Below are 17474 nucleotides of genomic sequence, written 5' to 3'. Positions count from 1 at the left end.
GTATCACTTCATCAGTTTATTTTTTATAGTTTTATAGCACAAGACAATTTTTTCACGTTTTAAAACCTATAAAATTCAATTTTTTCAAAAATATTCATTTTTATCAAGCTATTTCACCGTTCCTTTTTCATCATAAGCTTGATATAGCATTGCATAATAACAAACCTATTTAAAACTATTATCCCCAAAACAGGAAATACTAAGCGATATGTCTCATCCTTTTATTTTTGACCATATCCGCATTGAACAATTTCGTAAACGCGCTTTTAAAAAAGCAAAAGAGAGATGTGATTTTTTATTGTCCTATGTTGCTGAGGATCTCTATAAACGTCTAAGAACTGTTGACCGTCAATTCACATTAGCTCTAGAGTTACATAGCCATACGGGCCTTGCTGTACAAGCTTTAAAAAAAACTGGTAAAATTAGTTCTATAGAACGTGTTGAAACTGATACTCTTTACCAACAAAGTCATGAACAAAAATTTCATTTGCGTCATAGAGAATTTCTCGATTTTCCACCACACTATTGCGATCTTATTGTTTCGCTCCTCTCACTACAATTGACTAATGATACCCCTGGTGTTTTGAAACAAATAAAAAACATTCTTAAACCAGATGGCTTATTCCTTGCTGTTATGGCCGGAGCTGGAACATTAAAAGAATTGCGAGAAAGTTTGCTTCAAGCTGAACTCGAAATTTATGGGGGGGCTAGCCCAAGAATTTATCCTTTTGCTGATATTCGTGATGCAGGAGCTATTTTACAACGTGTTGGTTTTGCTATACCCGTAGTGGATATCGAAAATATCACCATACGCTATAATACAATGTTTGATCTCATGCATGACCTTAAAGCTATGGGGATGCAAAATGCATTAATTAACCGCTCACAACGCCCTGTATCTAAGCGTTTTTTTCTTCGCGCTGCTGAAATCTACGCACAACAATTTAGTGATCCTGACGGTCGCATTCGCGCACATTTTTCTTTTATATGGTTATCCGGCTGGGCCCCTGATCAAAATCAACAAAGGCCCTTACGCCCCGGCTCTGCCCAAATATCTCTTGTTGATGTCTTAGAAAAATAATCAAAACTATAATGAAAAAATCATAAGTTTAATAAGCAAATTATTTTTCAAAAATGCTTTTATCTGTTGTATGTAATATTTGACTTGTCATAGCTCCAGCCAACATTGAACCATTAACGTTAAGAGCTGTACGCCCCATATCAATTAAAGGTTCAACAGAAATAAGTACGGCTACCAAAGCAATAGGAAGCCCCATAATTGGTAAAACAATTAATGCCGCAAAAACAGCACCACCACCAACACCAGCTACTCCAATAGAACTCAAAGTTACCACCCCAACAAGGGTAGCAATCCAGATAGGATCGAGAGGATTAATACCAACAGATGGTGCTATCATAGTTGCAAGCATAGCCGGATAAAGACCAGCACAACCATTTTGACCAATCGTTGCACCAAAAGAGGCTGCAAAACTTGCAATTGATTGTGGCACCCCAATCCACTGCGTTTGCGCTTCAATATTTAAAGGAATAGTAGCAGTACTCGAACGACTACTAAAAGCAAATGTCAAAACAGGAACAACTTTTTTGAAAAAACGAAATGGATTAATGCCTGATATACCAAGCAACACACCATGAATTCCAAACATAAGAATAATACCAATATAAGAAGCAACAATAAAAACTAGTAATTTTAAAATATCTGTAACATTTGAGGTTGCCCCCACTTTAGTCATAAGAGCAAAAATACCATAAGGTGTTAACGCAATTACAATACGCACTAACCGCATAACCCAAGACTGTATAACTTGAATAAACGAAAGAGCTTTTTCTCCTTTATCTGAATCCTCTTTCTTTAAAAGAAGAACGGCAGATCCTAAAAATGCCGAAAAAATAACAACTCTAATAATCGATGTACGTTCAGATCCCATTAACTCAGCAAATGGATTTTGGGGAATAAATGATAAAATTAGTTCTGGTACATTTATTTCTCCAACTTGAAAAGTATTTTCCCCAAGAACAGCAGATATATCCTTCCCTCCATGTGCCAAACCATTTGCTGTTAATCCAAAAAAGTTAACCACAAAAATACCAACCAATGCTGAAATACACGTTGTAAAAAGTAATATTGAAATTGTTACTATACTAATTCTGCTAACAGCATAAGAAGAATGCAAATGCGCTACTGCTGAAACGATAGAGATAAACACTAATGGCATAACAATCATTTGCAACAATAATAGATAACCATTTCCAACAATGTTAAACCATTCAACAGACTTTAACAGCGTCGACTCACCTTCCCCATAAATAAACTGCAAAGTACTTCCAAAAATCAAGCCAACAATAAGACCCAACATAACACGTAGCGCAAAACCCCATTTGATTTTTTTACTTTGAGAAAGCAATAATAAAAAAATAATAAATAGAAATAAATTAATAAAAAAATTAAATGTCATTGCTTATGCCTACTATTTTTTTGTACTTTATATTTAAAAATAATATATAATTTAAAATTCATTCGTAATAGTTGAAAAATATAGAGCTTACTACAGTTTTACAAAATCATTATTTTTCTTAGTTATAAGCCAGAAACGGATTTTCAGCTATTCATAGATATAAAAAATAGAAAATAAATAAGCTGATTTTTACATATCCGCAAAATTCTATTCTAAAAAATATAATATTTCTTCATAAAGAATAAGCTAAACGCAACTACTGCCGCATCCTCAATGAAAAACGATATACAAGTGCATCACTGTAATGATTGAACAATTGCCCTTAAAGAAATAAGCAAATACTTTAGGATAGTTTCACAAAACACCTTTTCGGAGGTAGAACTATCTAAAGTCTCCTTTTATCAAAATATTTAATGAACAAAATATCCATTTTTCAATATTTTCTCCATTCATAAACATATTACAGAAGAAAATTTTTCAACACCTGCACTAATGGCTTATCAGCATCAGGCATAGGATATTTATCAAGATCGTTAATAAAAATCCATTTTAAATTTTGCCCTTCTTGCCCTTGAGGGATACCCTTATAATGACGACATATATAAAATGGCATTAATAAATGAAATGTTTCATAGCTATGGCTTGCAAATGTTAAAGGTAAAAAATCATTTATCTGAACATGAATACCAAGCTCCTCCTTTAATTCACGAATCAATGATTCCTCTGGTGTTTCCGCCTCTTCAATCTTTCCGCCAGGAAATTCCCACAAACCACTCATTGACTTCCCTGGAGGTCTTTTTGCAAGTAAAACTCGATCATCCTTATCCAACAATGCACATGCAACGACAAGAAGAAGTGAACGTTTTATCTGCATTACTTGTCTCCACCAGTAATATAACACACATTTAACCTCTTTTATTATACCCCCACCTAAAGAATCAAAAAGTTTGAGTATCTAATAATTAAAAGAGAACATACACTTAATATCTGAGTTTATATTACATCAATTAACTTCTATAGTCGCCATTAATTGCAACATATTCTTTCGTTAAATCGCAAGACCAAACTATCGCTTTACCACTTCCAAGACCGATATCAACACGAATCGTAATGTATTGACCTTTCATATAAGCGCTAATCATCTCTTCACTATAATCAGGATCACGCTCTCCATTGACAGCCACACGATGTTCACCAAACCAAATTGTTAAGAGATCGCGGTTTGCTTCAACACCAGCTTTACCAACCGCCATAACCACCCGCCCCCAATTAGCATCTTCACCTGCAATAGCCGTTTTTACAAGTGGTGAATTTGCAATTGACAGAGCAATGCTTTTAGCGGCACTATTCGTTGTGGCGCCAATTACACTAACTTCAATCAAATGACGAGCCCCCTCACCATCACAAACAACTTGTAATGCAAGTTCATGCAAAAACTCACTCAATTGCTTTGTAAATGTCTTATAACGCGGATCTGATTTACTCGTCAGATAAAGGGAGTTGCCTTTTGCTTTTCCTGTTGCAAATACCATCAATGTATCCGATGTTGAAGTATCACTATCAACAGTAATCGAATTGAAAGATCCCTGAACTGCCTCTGATAACATAGATTGAAGTACATCTGAAGAAATTGCTGCATCAGTGACTACAAAAGAAAGCATTGTTGCCATATCTGGAGCAATCATACCAGAACCTTTTGCAATTCCATTAATGGTGACCACTTCCCCTCCAAAGTCAAATTGGCGCGTTGCAAGCTTTGGAAAAGTATCAGTTGTCATAATAGCTTTTGCAGCCTCTAACCAATTTTCTTCTTTTGCTTCAGCAGCCATATTGGGCAAAAGATTTAATAAACAAGACGCATCCATTAATTCGCCAATAACACCAGTAGAAGCTAAAAAAATTTCATTTTCTCTAGCCTCTAAGACTCTTGCTGCAGTGTGTGCTATCGCATCTGTTGTTTGTTTACCTTTACGCCCTGTGAAAGCATTTGCATTTCCAGAATTAACAACAACACCCCTTGCAACTCCATGAGAAAGCGACGCACGACAGTGATCCACAGAAGAAGACGGACATTTAGAACGTGTAAAAACACCTGCCACATTTGCTGGTTCATCAAATACAATTAAGAGAAGATCTGTACGATTCTTATATTTAATCCCAGCTTCTGCCGTTGCCATCCGTACACCCGATAATGGTGGAAGCTCTTGTATTGTTTTGGGAGATAAAGGCGATATCTGTACAGCCATTACGTGCTTTCCCGTCAGAATCAATAAAATCTCACGCAATTAAATAACTGCTGAAATTTTTGAAAAAGAAAGAACATCAAATAACCCAGACTGAAAAGGTATTATTCCTCTTCTTCATTAGATGTTTCACCTGGAAGGGCTGCGTTATTTTCATTAAGCGATTGCATGAGTTTTGCAATGTGAGAATCAGGATATTTCACATCTACCTTATTACGTAAATCGGTAATTAGTGTATGATAACGATCTTTCATAATCTGTGTACGTAATACCTCTTTAACATCATCAAATGCAGGAGGTTGTTTGAGGCGACGATCTTCCACTTTGATAATATGCCACCCAAATGGACTTTCAACGGGTTTTTTAGTGTATTCACCAACTTTCAAACCAAATGCAGCATCTTCAAAGGGTTTAACCATTTGACCATAACTAAAATAACCGAGATCACCACCAACAGAAGCCGAACCATCTGTTGAATATTTTTTTGCAATCTCTTCAAAATTTTCACCCTTCTTTAAACGCTTAATAATAGCTTCTGCTTCTTCCTTCGTTTTGACCAAAATATGACGCGCTTTAACCTCATCTTCTTTAGGCAAAGCAGCAACTTCCTTATCATAAAGAGCTTGTAAATCAGTATCTTTAATCTTATCAACAACCATCTGTTTAAAATAAAGCTGCTGAAGAACATTATCACGCATAATAACCATGCGTTTATTATAAACTTCTGTCTTATCGATACCTTCCTCAATTGCTGCTTTAGCAAGCGCTTGCATATCTAAATAGGCTTTTAAAACTGTTATACGGCGTTGTTCATCAGAAAGACGCGCTAAATTAGGATTTATTTCAAGTGCTAACTCGTCTAATTCCCCCGCTGTAATACTTTTCCCATTAATAATAGCCATAACATGAGAAGGTGCAACTGATTTTTCAGAAGCTTTCTTCAAAGTATTCAAGTCATTCGGTACAGACTTTACGTGATCTTGAGCCATTACACTCAAACTTGTGCCTACCAATAAAGTTGTTGTCACAAAGAGCGTTGTTAATTTGAATTTCATAAATATACTCCTCTAAGAATGAATGCATTTCCAGGCTTCAATTTTTTTATCATAGCACTTTAATCTTTAACATAATAAATAAATTAGCAATTTTGTCTAAAAAACACAGAATTTATCCTTTTAGCTTATTTTACTCAGATAATATACACCATAATCAATAGTGAAAAATGTCATATTATACCCCAAATCATTCTATATTCTATCAATTAAATAGTATTCCTAAAGTTGACACAATGAATTTAGCCTTTTATCTCTATTATAAAATTTAAATATAAAGAAGTTATTCTACTAGAAATATGATAATACTACCCACATTTATTGTATCAAGTACCTCTAAGAGATACAAAAATTAGGACAATTATTTGAAATATTGAAGCGACCAACCGCAAGGTAATAAATAAAAGAAAGGACCAGAAATGGTCAATTTAGGTGTTTTTGTACGCAAACTTTTTGGTTCGACTCATGAACGTCGTATCAAAACTTTTCGCCAAAAAGTTGTACAAATTAATGCGTTAGAAGAGCAATTCCAAAAATTAAGTGATACACAGCTTTGCAAAAAAACTAGTGAATTCCGTAAAAGATTAACCGAAGGTGAAACTGTTGATTCTCTTTTAGTGGAAGCTTTTGCAACTGTCCGTGAAGCAGCAAAGCGTGTTTATAGCATGCGCCCTTTTGATGTACAACTCATCGGCGGAATGGTTCTTCATGACCGAGGCATCGCTGAAATGCGTACCGGTGAAGGTAAAACATTAATGGCAACTTTGCCAGTTTACCTCAATGCATTAGAGGGAAAAGGCGTTCATGTTGTTACTGTGAACGATTATCTCGCTAGTCGTGACGCTGAAGCAATGAGCAAAATTTACGGCTTTTTGGGGCTAAGCACAGGTGTTATTCTGCATGATCTCGATAGTGATGCTCGCCGAGCAGCCTATGCGTGTGACATTACTTATGCGACAAATAATGAATTGGGCTTTGATTATTTACGCGATAATATGACCTTTAATCGCGACCAAATGGTCCAGCGTGAACATCACTATGCAATTATCGATGAAGTTGACTCAATCCTTATAGATGAAGCACGTACCCCTCTTATTATTTCCGGTCCTCTAGAAGATCGTACCGACTTCTATAATCTTATTGATACATTTATTTCTTCTCTAACTCCAGAAGACTACGAAATAGATGAAAAACAAAAAACAACAATCTTTACCGAAACCGGTACTGAAAAAATTGAAAAAATGCTCAAACAAGCCGGACTTCTTAAAAGTGGAAGTCTTTATGACATAGAAAATGTCGCTACTGTTCACCATATCAACAATGCCTTAAAAGCTCATAAACTATTTATCCAGGACAAAGATTATATTGTTCGTAATGGCGAAATCATCATCATTGACGAATTTACAGGCCGTATGATGCCAGGACGGCGTTATTCTGAAGGTTTGCATCAAGCACTAGAAGCCAAAGAACATGTAGCCATTCAACCAGAAAATCAGACATTAGCATCTATTACTTTTCAAAATTATTTCCGTATGTATAAAAAATTGTCTGGTATGACTGGAACTGCTGTAACAGAAGCTGAAGAATTCAATAATATCTATGGCCTTGAAGTTGTTGAAATCCCTACCAATCTTCCAGTACAGCGTCTTGATGAAGATGATGAAATCTATCGAACAGCAGAAGAGAAATATCGTGCCATTATCCGTGATATTCGTCAAGCACACGAAAAAGGACAGCCTATCCTTGTAGGTACTACTTCTATTGAAAAATCAGAACAACTAGCAGAACGTTTACGCAAAGAAGGCATTACCAACTTTAAAGTTTTAAATGCCCGCTACCATGAACAAGAAGCATATATTATCGCGCAAGCTGGTGTTCCTGGAGCATTAACCATCGCAACAAATATGGCAGGTCGCGGTACCGACATACAGCTTGGTGGCAATGTTGAGATGCGAATTCGACAAGAACTGCAGGATATTCCTGAAGGAGCAGAACGAACTGCTAGAATTGAAGAAATTATAAAAGACGTCAAGCAACTTAAAGAAAAAGCATTATCTGCTGGCGGTCTTTATGTCCTTGCTACTGAACGCCATGAAAGTCGTCGTATTGACAATCAGCTTCGTGGTCGTTCTGGACGCCAAGGTGATCCAGGTCGTTCAAAATTCTTTCTCTCACTTCAAGACGATCTTATGCGTATCTTTGGATCCGACCGTATGGATAGCGTACTCCAAAAACTCGGATTGAGAGAAGATGAAGCCATTATCCACCCATGGATTAATAAAGCACTTGAAAAAGCTCAGAAAAAAGTTGAAGCACGAAACTTTGAAATCCGTAAAAATTTGTTAAAATATGACAATGTGATGAATGATCAACGCAAAGTTATTTTTGAGCAACGCATGGAGATTATGAATGCAGAAAATTTGATGGAAACAATTAGTGAAATGCGACATGAAGTTGTTGATAATTTGGTAGAAACCTACATTCCATCTGGAACATATTCTGAAAAATGGAATACGAAAGCTTTGCAAAAAGAACTTCATCAGCTTTTTAATCTTGAACTGCCAGTGGAAGAGTGGGTAAAAGAAGATGGAGTTGCTGAAGAGAAAATTTTCGAACGTGTATTAGAAGCTGTTACCAAACTTGAAAATGAGCGCACTGAACAATATCGTCCAGAAATTATGGCTTACTTTCATAAAGCTATATTGCTTGAAACAATTGACACGTTATGGCGTGAACATCTGGTTAATTTAGATCATTTACGCTCTATTATTGGTTTTCGTGGATATGCCCAACGAGATCCTCTCAATGAATATAAAACAGAAGCATTTGAACTCTTTCAAACCATGCTCAAAAACCTACGTAGAAATGCTATTTCTAAACTCACACGTTTTGAGGTTATTCAACAACCTATAGAACCAACAAAACCTGTGCAACCCCATACTGGCCATTCTTCTTCTGATAATCAAAATGAAAAAAATGATACCTTCTTATGGGCTCGAACACAAGAAAATAGATTTGTTGATCCAGCCGAACGTAACCCCAATAATCCAACCACATGGGGAAAAATTGGACGCAATGAGCTTTGTCCCTGCAACTCAGGAAAAAAATATAAACATTGTCATGGCTCCTTCATATAGAAGTAGACAGTTAAGATGGATAAAAAACAAAATTATGAACAAGTATTGCGAGCTGCAGGTTTAAGAATAACGCGCCAAAGACGCGTTATTCTCGATATTTTAACAGATACAGATGATCATCCCAATGCATTTGAAATTTTTCAGTATGCAAACAAAATAGACTCTAGTATTTCACTATCGACTGTTTATCGCACAATGAAAACATTAGAAGAAAATGGGACAATTCATCGTCATGCCTTCAGTGGTGGTCCATCACGTTTTGAGCAAGCAAATGGACAACATCATGATCATCTTATTGATGTAGAAACGGGACGCATTATAGAATTTCAGTCCGATATTATTGAAAAATTACAAAAAGAGATCGCCCATTCTCTCGGTTATGATATAATTCACCACCGTCTTGAACTTTATGGAAAAAAACGTAATTCCTAAATTGGTGAATTTTATGTGTCTTATTCAAAAATTGCTTACGTAAAATAAGTTTTACACAAATTCGCTTTAGAATTTTACAGTTTTCATAGTTAAAAATGTTTTTTTGCTTGATCAAACTTCTACCATATGATGAATATACGAACTATTAATATTATAGTAAATTAGGCTAATATTGCCCATGGTTTCTTTGCCACAAAACCGTATAAAGCAGATTGAAAAGCGCTTTGAAATAATTGAAAGCCAAATGGCTGGAAGCCAAAATACCGAAACTTACATAAAATTAGCTTCTGAATATGCAGAATTGCAGCTAATCGTTACCCCCATACGCACATTAAATGCTTTCTATAAAGAAATAGCAGAGCTCAAAAACATCATTAATGATAAGCAAACAGATGTGGAGATGCGCAATCTTGCTCAGGAAGAACTGCTATTATTATGTCAAAAAATTGAGCAACTTGAGTGTGAACTCCAAATTCTTCTTCTGCCCAAAGATATTGCTGATGAAAAAAGTGCCATTATTGAGATTCGGGCAGGAACAGGTGGGGCAGAAGCAGCGCTTTTTGCTGGTGACCTTTTTCGCATGTATGAACGTTACGCTAATACTCATAATTGGAAAGTTGAAATCATTTCATTGAGTGATGGAGATGTTGGTGGATACAAAGAAATTATTGCTACTGTTTCTGGCAAAGGTGTATTTTCCAAACTTAAGTTTGAATCAGGTGTTCATCGTGTACAACGGATCCCTGAAACAGAAGCTGGTGGACGTATCCATACATCAGCTGCCACCGTGGCAGTACTCCCAAAAGCCGAAGAAATCGACATTGAAATTCACCCTGAAGATATTCGTATTGATACAATGCGTGCTTCTGGTGCAGGTGGGCAGCATGTAAATACAACAGATTCAGCCGTACGTATCACCCATATTCCAACAGGAATTATGGTCGTACAAGCAGAAAAATCACAACATCAAAACCGAACACGTGCACTCCAAATTTTACGCGCGCGTTTATTTGATATTGAACGACAAAAAGTAGAAAATGAGCGTTCAGAATCTCGTAAAATTCAAGTTGGCTCCGGTGATCGGTCGGAACGTATTCGTACCTATAATTTCCCACAAGGACGTGTGACCGACCATCGCATTAATCTCACTTTGTATAAGCTTGATCGTGTCATGGAGGGAGATCTCGATGAGCTTATTCATGCACTTATTTCCAATCATCAAACAGTACTCCTTACTGAAATGGACAATAACAAGTGAGTGATCATTCTCTCAATAATACCATCCGGAGAACCCAGGAAAAATTGCGATATCAAGGAATTCCTGAAGCCAATCTTGATGCAAAGCTACTTGTTGAGTGGATAACAAATACAAACCCAACTGATCAAATTCTGCGACCAAATATGCGTCTTTCTTCTGAACAGATCGTGCAATTAGAAAAAGCCATACAGCGCCGTATTACTGGAGAGCCTACCCATCGTATTATTGGAAAACGAGAGTTTTATGGTATATCATTTGCTTTATCTCAAGATACATTAGAGCCACGTCCCGATACAGAAACGCTTGTTGATCTTGTTTTGCCAATCCTTAAAAAACAAGTGAAAAAAAAAGGGAAAGCAACTTTGCTTGATATGGGAACAGGAAGTGGTGTTATTGCTATTGCTATTCTCAAACAAATTACTCAAACTTATGCGATAGCTGTCGATATTTCTGAAGATGCTTTAAAAACAGCTACAAAAAATGCGAAACACGCAAATATTGCGCAACGCTTTACACCTTTACTTAGTGATTGGTTCACTTCTGTTACAGGCCAATTTGACCTTATTATTTCTAATCCACCTTATATTCCAGAAAAAGATATCAAAAACCTTGCAAAAGAAGTGCGTCAGCATGATCCGCTGCGTGCTTTGGTTGGTGGAAAAGATGGCCTTGATTTTTATAGAAAACTCGCACATGAATCAGCAAATTATCTAAAAGAAAAAGGCTATGTCGCTGTTGAAATCGGATATTCTCAGCAAAGAGAAGTCTGCAATTTGTTTGAAAAAAACGGATTTAAATATTTAGAAATGCGCAAAGATTTAAATGGCATACCTCGCGCACTTCTTTTTTTACTTAATACTTAAAATTCCCAATCTTCATCTGTGGTTGCAACTGCTTTACCAATAACATAAGAAGAGCCTGAACCTGAAAAGAAGTCATGATTTTCATCAGAATTTGGTGATAAAGCCGCCAAAATGGCAGGATTAACTCGACAAACTTCAGGCGGGAAAAGAGGCTCAAAACCCAAATTCATTAATGCCTTATTCGCATTGTAATGAAGAAAAACTTTAACATCTTCTGTCAATCCAATAGCATCATAAAGATCTTCAGTATATTTACATTCAATACTGTAAAGATCAAACAGCATATTAAAAGCAAAGTCTTTTATTTCTTGCTTTTTAGCTTCATCAAGTTTAGCAAACCCTAATTGAAATTTATAACCAACATAATAACCATGAACCGCCTCATCACGGATAATAAGCCGAATTAAATCAGCTGTATTAGTCAGCTTAGCACGACTTGACCAATACATAGGTAAATAAAAACCAGAATAAAATAAAAAACTTTCAAGCAGAGTTGAAGCAATTTTTTTCTTTAGCGGATCACTTCTTTCATAACGCTCAAGTATTAATGTCGCTTTTTTCTGTAAATTAGCATTTTCTTCTGACCATCTGAAAGCATCATCAACTTCTACTGTTGAGCATAAGGTTGAAAAAATAGAAGAATAAGAACGTGCATGAACCGCTTCCATAAATGCAATATTTGTCAAAACAGCTTCTTCATGTTCTGTTATTGCATCAGCCATAAGTGAAATGGCTCCTACAGTATTTTGAACTGTATCAAGCAAAGTCAGCCCTGTGAAAACACGAATTGTCAGCTTGCGCTCTTCTTCTGTTAGACTTGCCCATGAAGAAATGTCATTGGAAAGCGGTACCTTTTCAGGCAACCAAAAATTTCCAGTTAAACGATTCCAAACTTCAAGATCTTTTTCATCATGCAACTTATTCCAATTTACAGCGCAAATAACAGGATTTTTAGTTGAAATTCGTGTCATATGATATTTCCTTCTACAAGCTGCACGAAACACAGCCATCAACTTCTGTTCCACTCAATGCCTTTTGCCGCAGACGGATATAATAAATACTTTTTATGCCTTTTTTCCAAGCATAAATTTGTGCGCAGTTAACATCACGCGTAGTAGCCGTATCAGGAAAAAATAAGGTCAACGAAAGACCTTGGTCTACATGCTGCGTTGCAGCGGCGTAAGTATCAATAATTTTTTCAGGCCCAATCTCATAAGCATCCTGATAGAAATCTAAATTTGTATTATCCATATAAGGAGCAGGATAATAAACGCGCCCAATCTTACCCTCTTTACGAATTTCAATCTTTGAAGCAATTGGGTGAATTGAAGAAGTCGCATGATTAATGTAAGAAATAGACCCTGTAGGTGGAATAGCCTGAAAATTGCGATTATAAAGCCCATGTTCGATAACTGATTTCTTGAGCTCCTCCCAATCCTCTTGATTTGGTATAATGATATTATTACGTGCAAAAAGTTCTTGTACAAGTGAAAATTGTGGTTTCCATTCTTTTTCAATATATTTTGTGAAAAAGCGGCCATCTGCATAAGCTGATTTTTCAAATCCCACAAATACTTTCTGACGTTCGCGCGCAATCAAATTGGAAGCACGCAGTGCGTGATATGTCACTGTATAAAAATAGATATTAGTGAAATCAATTGCTTCCGGCGACCCATAATAAATCCGTTCACGCGCTAAAAAACCATGCAAATTCATTTGTCCCAAACCAATTGCGTGACTTTCGGAGTTTCCTTTCGCAATAGAAGGTACACATGCAATATTACTCATATCAGAAACAGCAGTAAGAGCACGAACAGCTGTTTCCACTGTCCAACCAAAATCACTGCTTTCCATCGCTTTTGCAATGTTCATTGAACCAAGATTACACGATATATCATTCCCAACTGTACGATAAGTTAGATCCGTTTCCAGCTCACTTGCTTCATTTACTTGCAAAATTTCTGAGCATAGATTGCTCATATTAATACGACCTGCTATCGGGTTGGTTCTATTAGCTGTATCTTCAAACAAAAGATACGGATAACCTGATTCAAACTGTATTTCCGCTAATGTCTGGAAAAAAACACGCGCACTTATTTTCTTTTTACGGATCTTTGGATTATCAACAAAAGATCGATAATGCTCTGTCAAAGAAATGTCGCTAAAAGGTTTCCCCACAACCCGTTCAATATCATAAGGCGAAAACAGATACATATCTTCATTATTACGCGCAAGTTCAAAAGTAATATCAGGAATAACAACACCAAGCGAAAGAGTTTTGATTCTAACTTTTTCGTCAGCATTTTCGCGCTTTGTATCTAAAAATGTCATAATATCTAAATGATGCGCATGTAAATAAACAGCACCCGCACCTTGCCGCGCACCAAGTTGATTAGCATAAGAAAATGCATCTTCTAGCAATTTCATCACAGGCAAAACACCAGATGACTGATTTTCTATCTGTTTGATCGGCGCTCCTGCTTCTCGCAAATTAGTCAAACAAAGTGCAACACCTCCACCACGTTTTGAAAGTTGTAAAGCTGAATTAATCGAGCGGCCGATTGATTCCATATTATCTTCAACCCGCAATAAAAAACACGATACCAATTCACCTCGTTGCTTCTTTCCTGCATTTAAAAATGTTGGTGTTGCAGGTTGAAACCGCCCTGTAATAATCTCATCAACCAAACATTCAGCAAGAGTTTTATTGCCTTGCGCTAAATATAAAGCAACAAGGCAAACACGATCTTCATAACGCTCAAGATAACGCTTCCCATCAAAGGTCTTTAGCGTATAACTGGTATAATATTTAAACGCCCCCAAAAAAGTAGGAAAACGAAACTTAAATGCATAAGCACGCTTAAACAGGTTCTTTACAAAAGAAAAATCATAAAGCTCAAATAATTCTTTCTCATAATAGCCTTCTTCTATCAGGTAATCTATTTTTTCTTTCAAATCATGAAAAAAAACCGTATTCTGATTAACATGCTGAAGAAAATATTGCCGTGCAGCAAGGCGATCCATATCAAATTGAATATGACCATTCTCATCATAAAGGTTAAGCATTGCATTGAGTGCATGATAATCTGTAATTTGACCCGGCTTTTGCAGCCCTTCCATATCTATTTGTTCCAAAACTTCTCTAATCCCTTTTTAACAAAAAAAACATCTTCATCTGTTCCACGTAATTCAAAACGATAAAGACAAGGTATAAAACATTTTTCAGAAATGATCTTGCTTGCTAAACTATAATTACAACCGAAATTACGATTTCCACCTCCAATTACACCACGAATTAATTTACGGTTTTCTATTTCATTAAGGAAGTGAATAACAGGCTTTGGCACAGCCATCCTACCCTCTCCATCTGCATAAGTAGGTACAACCAATATATAGGGCTTTCCAACCAACACAGATGGCTTTTTTTTATCAATTTTGAAAAGCTGTTGACCTAACTGAGAAACAAAATGCTCAGTATTACCCGTTACACTCGAATAATAGACAATAAGCCCCATTAGCCACAAAGACCATTAATCATATCTGGTCTAAAACCCGACCAATGATTTTCACCACACACAACTACAGGAACCTGACGATACCCTAGAGATTGAATAAAATTATAGGCTTGTTTATCACGAGAAATATCAACGATACGATAACTAATACCTTTAGCATCAAAGGCACGATAAGTAGCATTACATTGGACACAAGATGGCTTACTATAAATAGTTATAGACATTCTCTTCAACTTTCATATTTCAAAAAAACAACCTAAAAAAGTTTATTCTGACAATTTATACAGACACTTAAAAAATGATAAAAACAGTAACTTTCATACAAAATGCATGTGGCTATATTTCAATTACAAATAAATACAAACCTTTAGATATTAAGTTATCACACTCCATATAATAAAAACTTGATGCTAAACAAATGATCATTTCATAATCAGTTACAAAACGATATTTCTAACATCTCACCTCACCTATATCCTTCTAGGCTTCTACATTGCAAAAAAGTTTCTGATTTATAAATAAACGCAGGCCCCCACTAAATAGACACTTTAGCGGAACTACTATCAATTATTCACAATACAATTTTATTTTTGCTTATATTGTAGAAGCAATCAAAGCTTCAAAAATGCGTGATATTCTCATTTGCGCTCATTTAGAATCATCAATCATTTCGATACTATATATAGTATACACGCACATTATTTCGTCAAGAAAAATTCAAGCATTATTTTGAATTTTCCACGATCTTCCCATTGAAGTACACAACCTTCCAAAACATATGCAATGATATAACATTTCATTGACAAATGTAATTATATAACATAACTTATTTAGAGACAATAAAAATGGTATGGATATGTGCTTATATTTCAACAATGTAACACTAGGTTATGCAAATAAGGTAATAATAAAGAATTTTTCAGCAAAATTAACAGCGAACTCATTAATCGCAATAACTGGTGACAACGGTTCTGGAAAATCTACATTGCTTAAGGCTATTGCAGGATTGATTAAACCTATCAATGGTAAAATTACAAAATCAGTGAAAAGCCGTATCGCTTATCTTGCCCAGCAGTGTGAAATTGACCGAACATTTCCAATCAATGTAGAAGCGCTTATAAAGACAGGACTGTGGTCTTTTTGCGGATTGTTGAAAAACCAGCGCTTTTATCAAGATAAAATTCAAAATGCACTCGAAATGGTTGGGCTTACAGAGCTCGCTAACCGCTCACTTGATACACTATCAAGTGGTCAATTACAGCGTGCTCTTTTTGCACGTATCATTGTACAGGATTCTGACATCATATTGCTTGATGAACCTTTCAACGGGGTGGATCTTAATACGCAAAAAGATCTTCTTACACTAATTACCCACTGGCAAAAGCAAGGACGAACTATTCTTATGGCACTGCATGATCCTCTCATTGTTCAAGAGCATTTTCCCCAAATGATTCAGATCAATAAACAATGTGTCTTTCATGGAAAAACAGCACCGTTTTTCACCCCTAGAAACGATCATCGTATCATGCCATTTTTTATACCCAGCTTTTCTCCTAACAATTTACCTAAAACAATATCGCCTAGTAAATGATTATAAGTAGATTGGATCATAATACGTGTACACATTTTTTCTGGTACCTTTCATTGATTTCAAATTTATGCAAAATGCCTTAATCGGTTCGACTATACTGGCAATTAGCGCCTGTCCCATTGGTGTATTTCTGACATTACGTGGAATGAGTTTAATAGGCGATGCTATGTCTCATGCTATTCTTCCTGGTGTTGCAATTTCTTTTCTGTTTTATGGATTTGTCCTCATTCCTATGGCTGTTGGTGGAATCGTGGCGGGTATTATTGTTGCATTAGCAGCTGCTTTAATTTCACGAAATAGCTTTCAAAAAGAAGACGCATCAATGACAGTTTTTTATCTTATTGCGTTGGCAGGAGGAGTTATTATTATTTCACTTAAAGGATCAAGTGTTGATCTGCTTCATTTTTTATTTGGTTCAGTTCTTTCTATTGACACACAAGCCCTTTGGTTAATTACCACCATAATGTTGGTAACAATAAGCAGTCTATGTATTTTCTGGCGTGCTCTTATAATGGAAAGTCTTGATCCATTGTTTTTTAAATCACTTTCTCCATTAGGAAAATATATCCATATATTACTGCTCGGACTTATGGCATTTAATTTAGTTGGTGGCTTCCATTCACTAGGAGCCTTAATGTCGGTCGGCATTATGATGATTCCAGCCATCACTGCTCGTTTTTGGCTTTCGCGGCTAGGGCCTATTTGTGTATTATCTATAATTTTAGGAATAATTTCCAGCACATTTGGGCTATTACTTTCTTTTCACATGTCGCTTCCCTCTGGCCCTGCTATTATTTTAGTTGCAGGATTTATCTATATTCTTTCTTGCTTCATAAGCCCACGTGGCCTTATTGCAGTACGGTTCCCTCGTCTTTTTTATACCTCTTCTTTATCGTAGGAAAACAA

The 17474-nt window shown here is 36.1% G+C and carries 15 protein-coding genes; 7 read left to right on the top strand and 8 right to left on the bottom strand.

Features of this window, described 5'->3' with window-relative positions:
* The first annotated feature begins 208 nt into the window (after positions 1 to 208).
* The gene (locus tag BBBE_RS01765; RefSeq protein WP_010700902.1) at positions 209 to 1081 is read left to right on the top strand and encodes a methyltransferase domain-containing protein; all 873 of its coding nucleotides are present in this window, start codon (positions 209 to 211) and stop codon (positions 1079 to 1081) included.
* Between the two features lie 40 nt (positions 1082 to 1121).
* Here BBBE_RS01765 and BBBE_RS01760 read toward each other — a convergent pair whose 3' ends face one another.
* The 4 genes from BBBE_RS01760 to BBBE_RS01745 form a co-directional block, all read right to left on the bottom strand.
* The gene (locus BBBE_RS01760; RefSeq protein WP_010700901.1) at positions 1122 to 2477 is read right to left on the bottom strand and encodes an L-cystine transporter; all 1356 of its coding nucleotides are present in this window, start codon (positions 2475 to 2477) and stop codon (positions 1122 to 1124) included.
* A gap of 460 nt (positions 2478 to 2937) precedes the next feature.
* Complete coding sequence (mutT, locus tag BBBE_RS01755; protein WP_010700900.1) at positions 2938 to 3351, bottom strand: 8-oxo-dGTP diphosphatase MutT; 414 nt, start codon at positions 3349 to 3351, stop codon at positions 2938 to 2940.
* A gap of 133 nt (positions 3352 to 3484) precedes the next feature.
* Positions 3485 to 4723, bottom strand: a complete 1239-nt coding sequence (gene argJ / locus BBBE_RS01750) for a bifunctional glutamate N-acetyltransferase/amino-acid acetyltransferase ArgJ (RefSeq protein ID WP_010700899.1) — start codon at positions 4721 to 4723, stop codon at positions 3485 to 3487.
* A 101-nt stretch (positions 4724 to 4824) separates the two neighbouring features.
* Positions 4825 to 5775, bottom strand: a complete 951-nt coding sequence (locus tag BBBE_RS01745; RefSeq protein ID WP_010700898.1) for a peptidylprolyl isomerase — start codon at positions 5773 to 5775, stop codon at positions 4825 to 4827.
* A 416-nt stretch (positions 5776 to 6191) separates the two neighbouring features.
* On the opposite strand from BBBE_RS01745, the gene secA reads away from it, so the two are divergent.
* The 4 genes from secA (at position 6192) to prmC (ending at position 11462) form a co-directional block, all read left to right on the top strand.
* Complete coding sequence (gene secA / locus BBBE_RS01740) at positions 6192 to 8909, top strand: preprotein translocase subunit SecA (RefSeq protein WP_010700897.1); 2718 nt, start codon at positions 6192 to 6194, stop codon at positions 8907 to 8909.
* 15 nt (positions 8910 to 8924) lie between these two features.
* A complete protein-coding gene (locus BBBE_RS01735) occupies positions 8925 to 9341 on the top strand; it encodes a Fur family transcriptional regulator (protein ID WP_010700896.1) in 417 nt (138 codons plus the stop codon).
* A 178-nt stretch (positions 9342 to 9519) separates the two neighbouring features.
* Positions 9520 to 10599, top strand: a complete 1080-nt coding sequence (prfA, locus tag BBBE_RS01730) for a peptide chain release factor 1 (protein ID WP_010700895.1) — start codon at positions 9520 to 9522, stop codon at positions 10597 to 10599.
* On the top strand, positions 10596 to 11462 hold the full coding sequence (gene prmC / locus BBBE_RS01725; protein WP_010700894.1) for a peptide chain release factor N(5)-glutamine methyltransferase: 867 nt from the start codon (positions 10596 to 10598) through the stop codon (positions 11460 to 11462). Before prfA ends, prmC begins: the two co-directional genes overlap by 4 nt.
* Here prmC and nrdF read toward each other — a convergent pair.
* From nrdF to nrdH, 4 genes are read right to left on the bottom strand one after another with little or no spacing between them, the layout of a single operon-like run.
* The gene (nrdF, locus tag BBBE_RS01720) at positions 11459 to 12433 is read right to left on the bottom strand and encodes a class 1b ribonucleoside-diphosphate reductase subunit beta (protein ID WP_010700893.1); all 975 of its coding nucleotides are present in this window, start codon (positions 12431 to 12433) and stop codon (positions 11459 to 11461) included. The two genes, prmC and nrdF, sit on opposite strands and share 4 nt — an antisense overlap.
* Positions 12434 to 12446: 13 nt before the next feature.
* Entirely contained in the window at positions 12447 to 14597 is a 2151-nt protein-coding gene (nrdE, locus tag BBBE_RS01715; RefSeq protein WP_022708628.1) for a class 1b ribonucleoside-diphosphate reductase subunit alpha, read from the bottom strand.
* Positions 14585 to 14977 (bottom strand): class Ib ribonucleoside-diphosphate reductase assembly flavoprotein NrdI, encoded by a 393-nt coding sequence (gene nrdI, locus BBBE_RS01710; RefSeq protein ID WP_010700891.1) that lies wholly within the window; start codon positions 14975 to 14977, stop codon positions 14585 to 14587. The genes nrdE and nrdI overlap by 13 nt, the downstream gene beginning before the upstream one ends.
* Complete coding sequence (nrdH, locus tag BBBE_RS01705; protein WP_010700890.1) at positions 14977 to 15201, bottom strand: glutaredoxin-like protein NrdH; 225 nt, start codon at positions 15199 to 15201, stop codon at positions 14977 to 14979. The genes nrdI and nrdH overlap by 1 nt, the downstream gene beginning before the upstream one ends.
* Positions 15202 to 15833: 632 nt before the next feature.
* On the opposite strand from nrdH, the gene BBBE_RS01700 reads away from it, so the two are divergent.
* Both BBBE_RS01700 and BBBE_RS01695 read left to right on the top strand, forming a co-directional pair.
* Positions 15834 to 16568, top strand: coding sequence for an ABC transporter ATP-binding protein (locus BBBE_RS01700; RefSeq protein ID WP_051093582.1), 735 nt, complete (start codon positions 15834 to 15836; stop codon positions 16566 to 16568).
* Between the two features lie 25 nt (positions 16569 to 16593).
* Entirely contained in the window at positions 16594 to 17466 is an 873-nt protein-coding gene (locus tag BBBE_RS01695; protein WP_010700888.1) for a metal ABC transporter permease, read from the top strand.
* Positions 17467 to 17474: the final 8 nt, after the last annotated feature.

Source organism: Bartonella bovis 91-4, from assembly GCF_000384965.1.
In the GTDB taxonomy this organism is placed as follows: domain Bacteria; phylum Pseudomonadota; class Alphaproteobacteria; order Rhizobiales; family Rhizobiaceae; genus Bartonella; species Bartonella bovis.
Note: the sequence above shows the minus strand (reverse complement) of the source record. Positions and strands in the feature narration are given on the sequence as shown.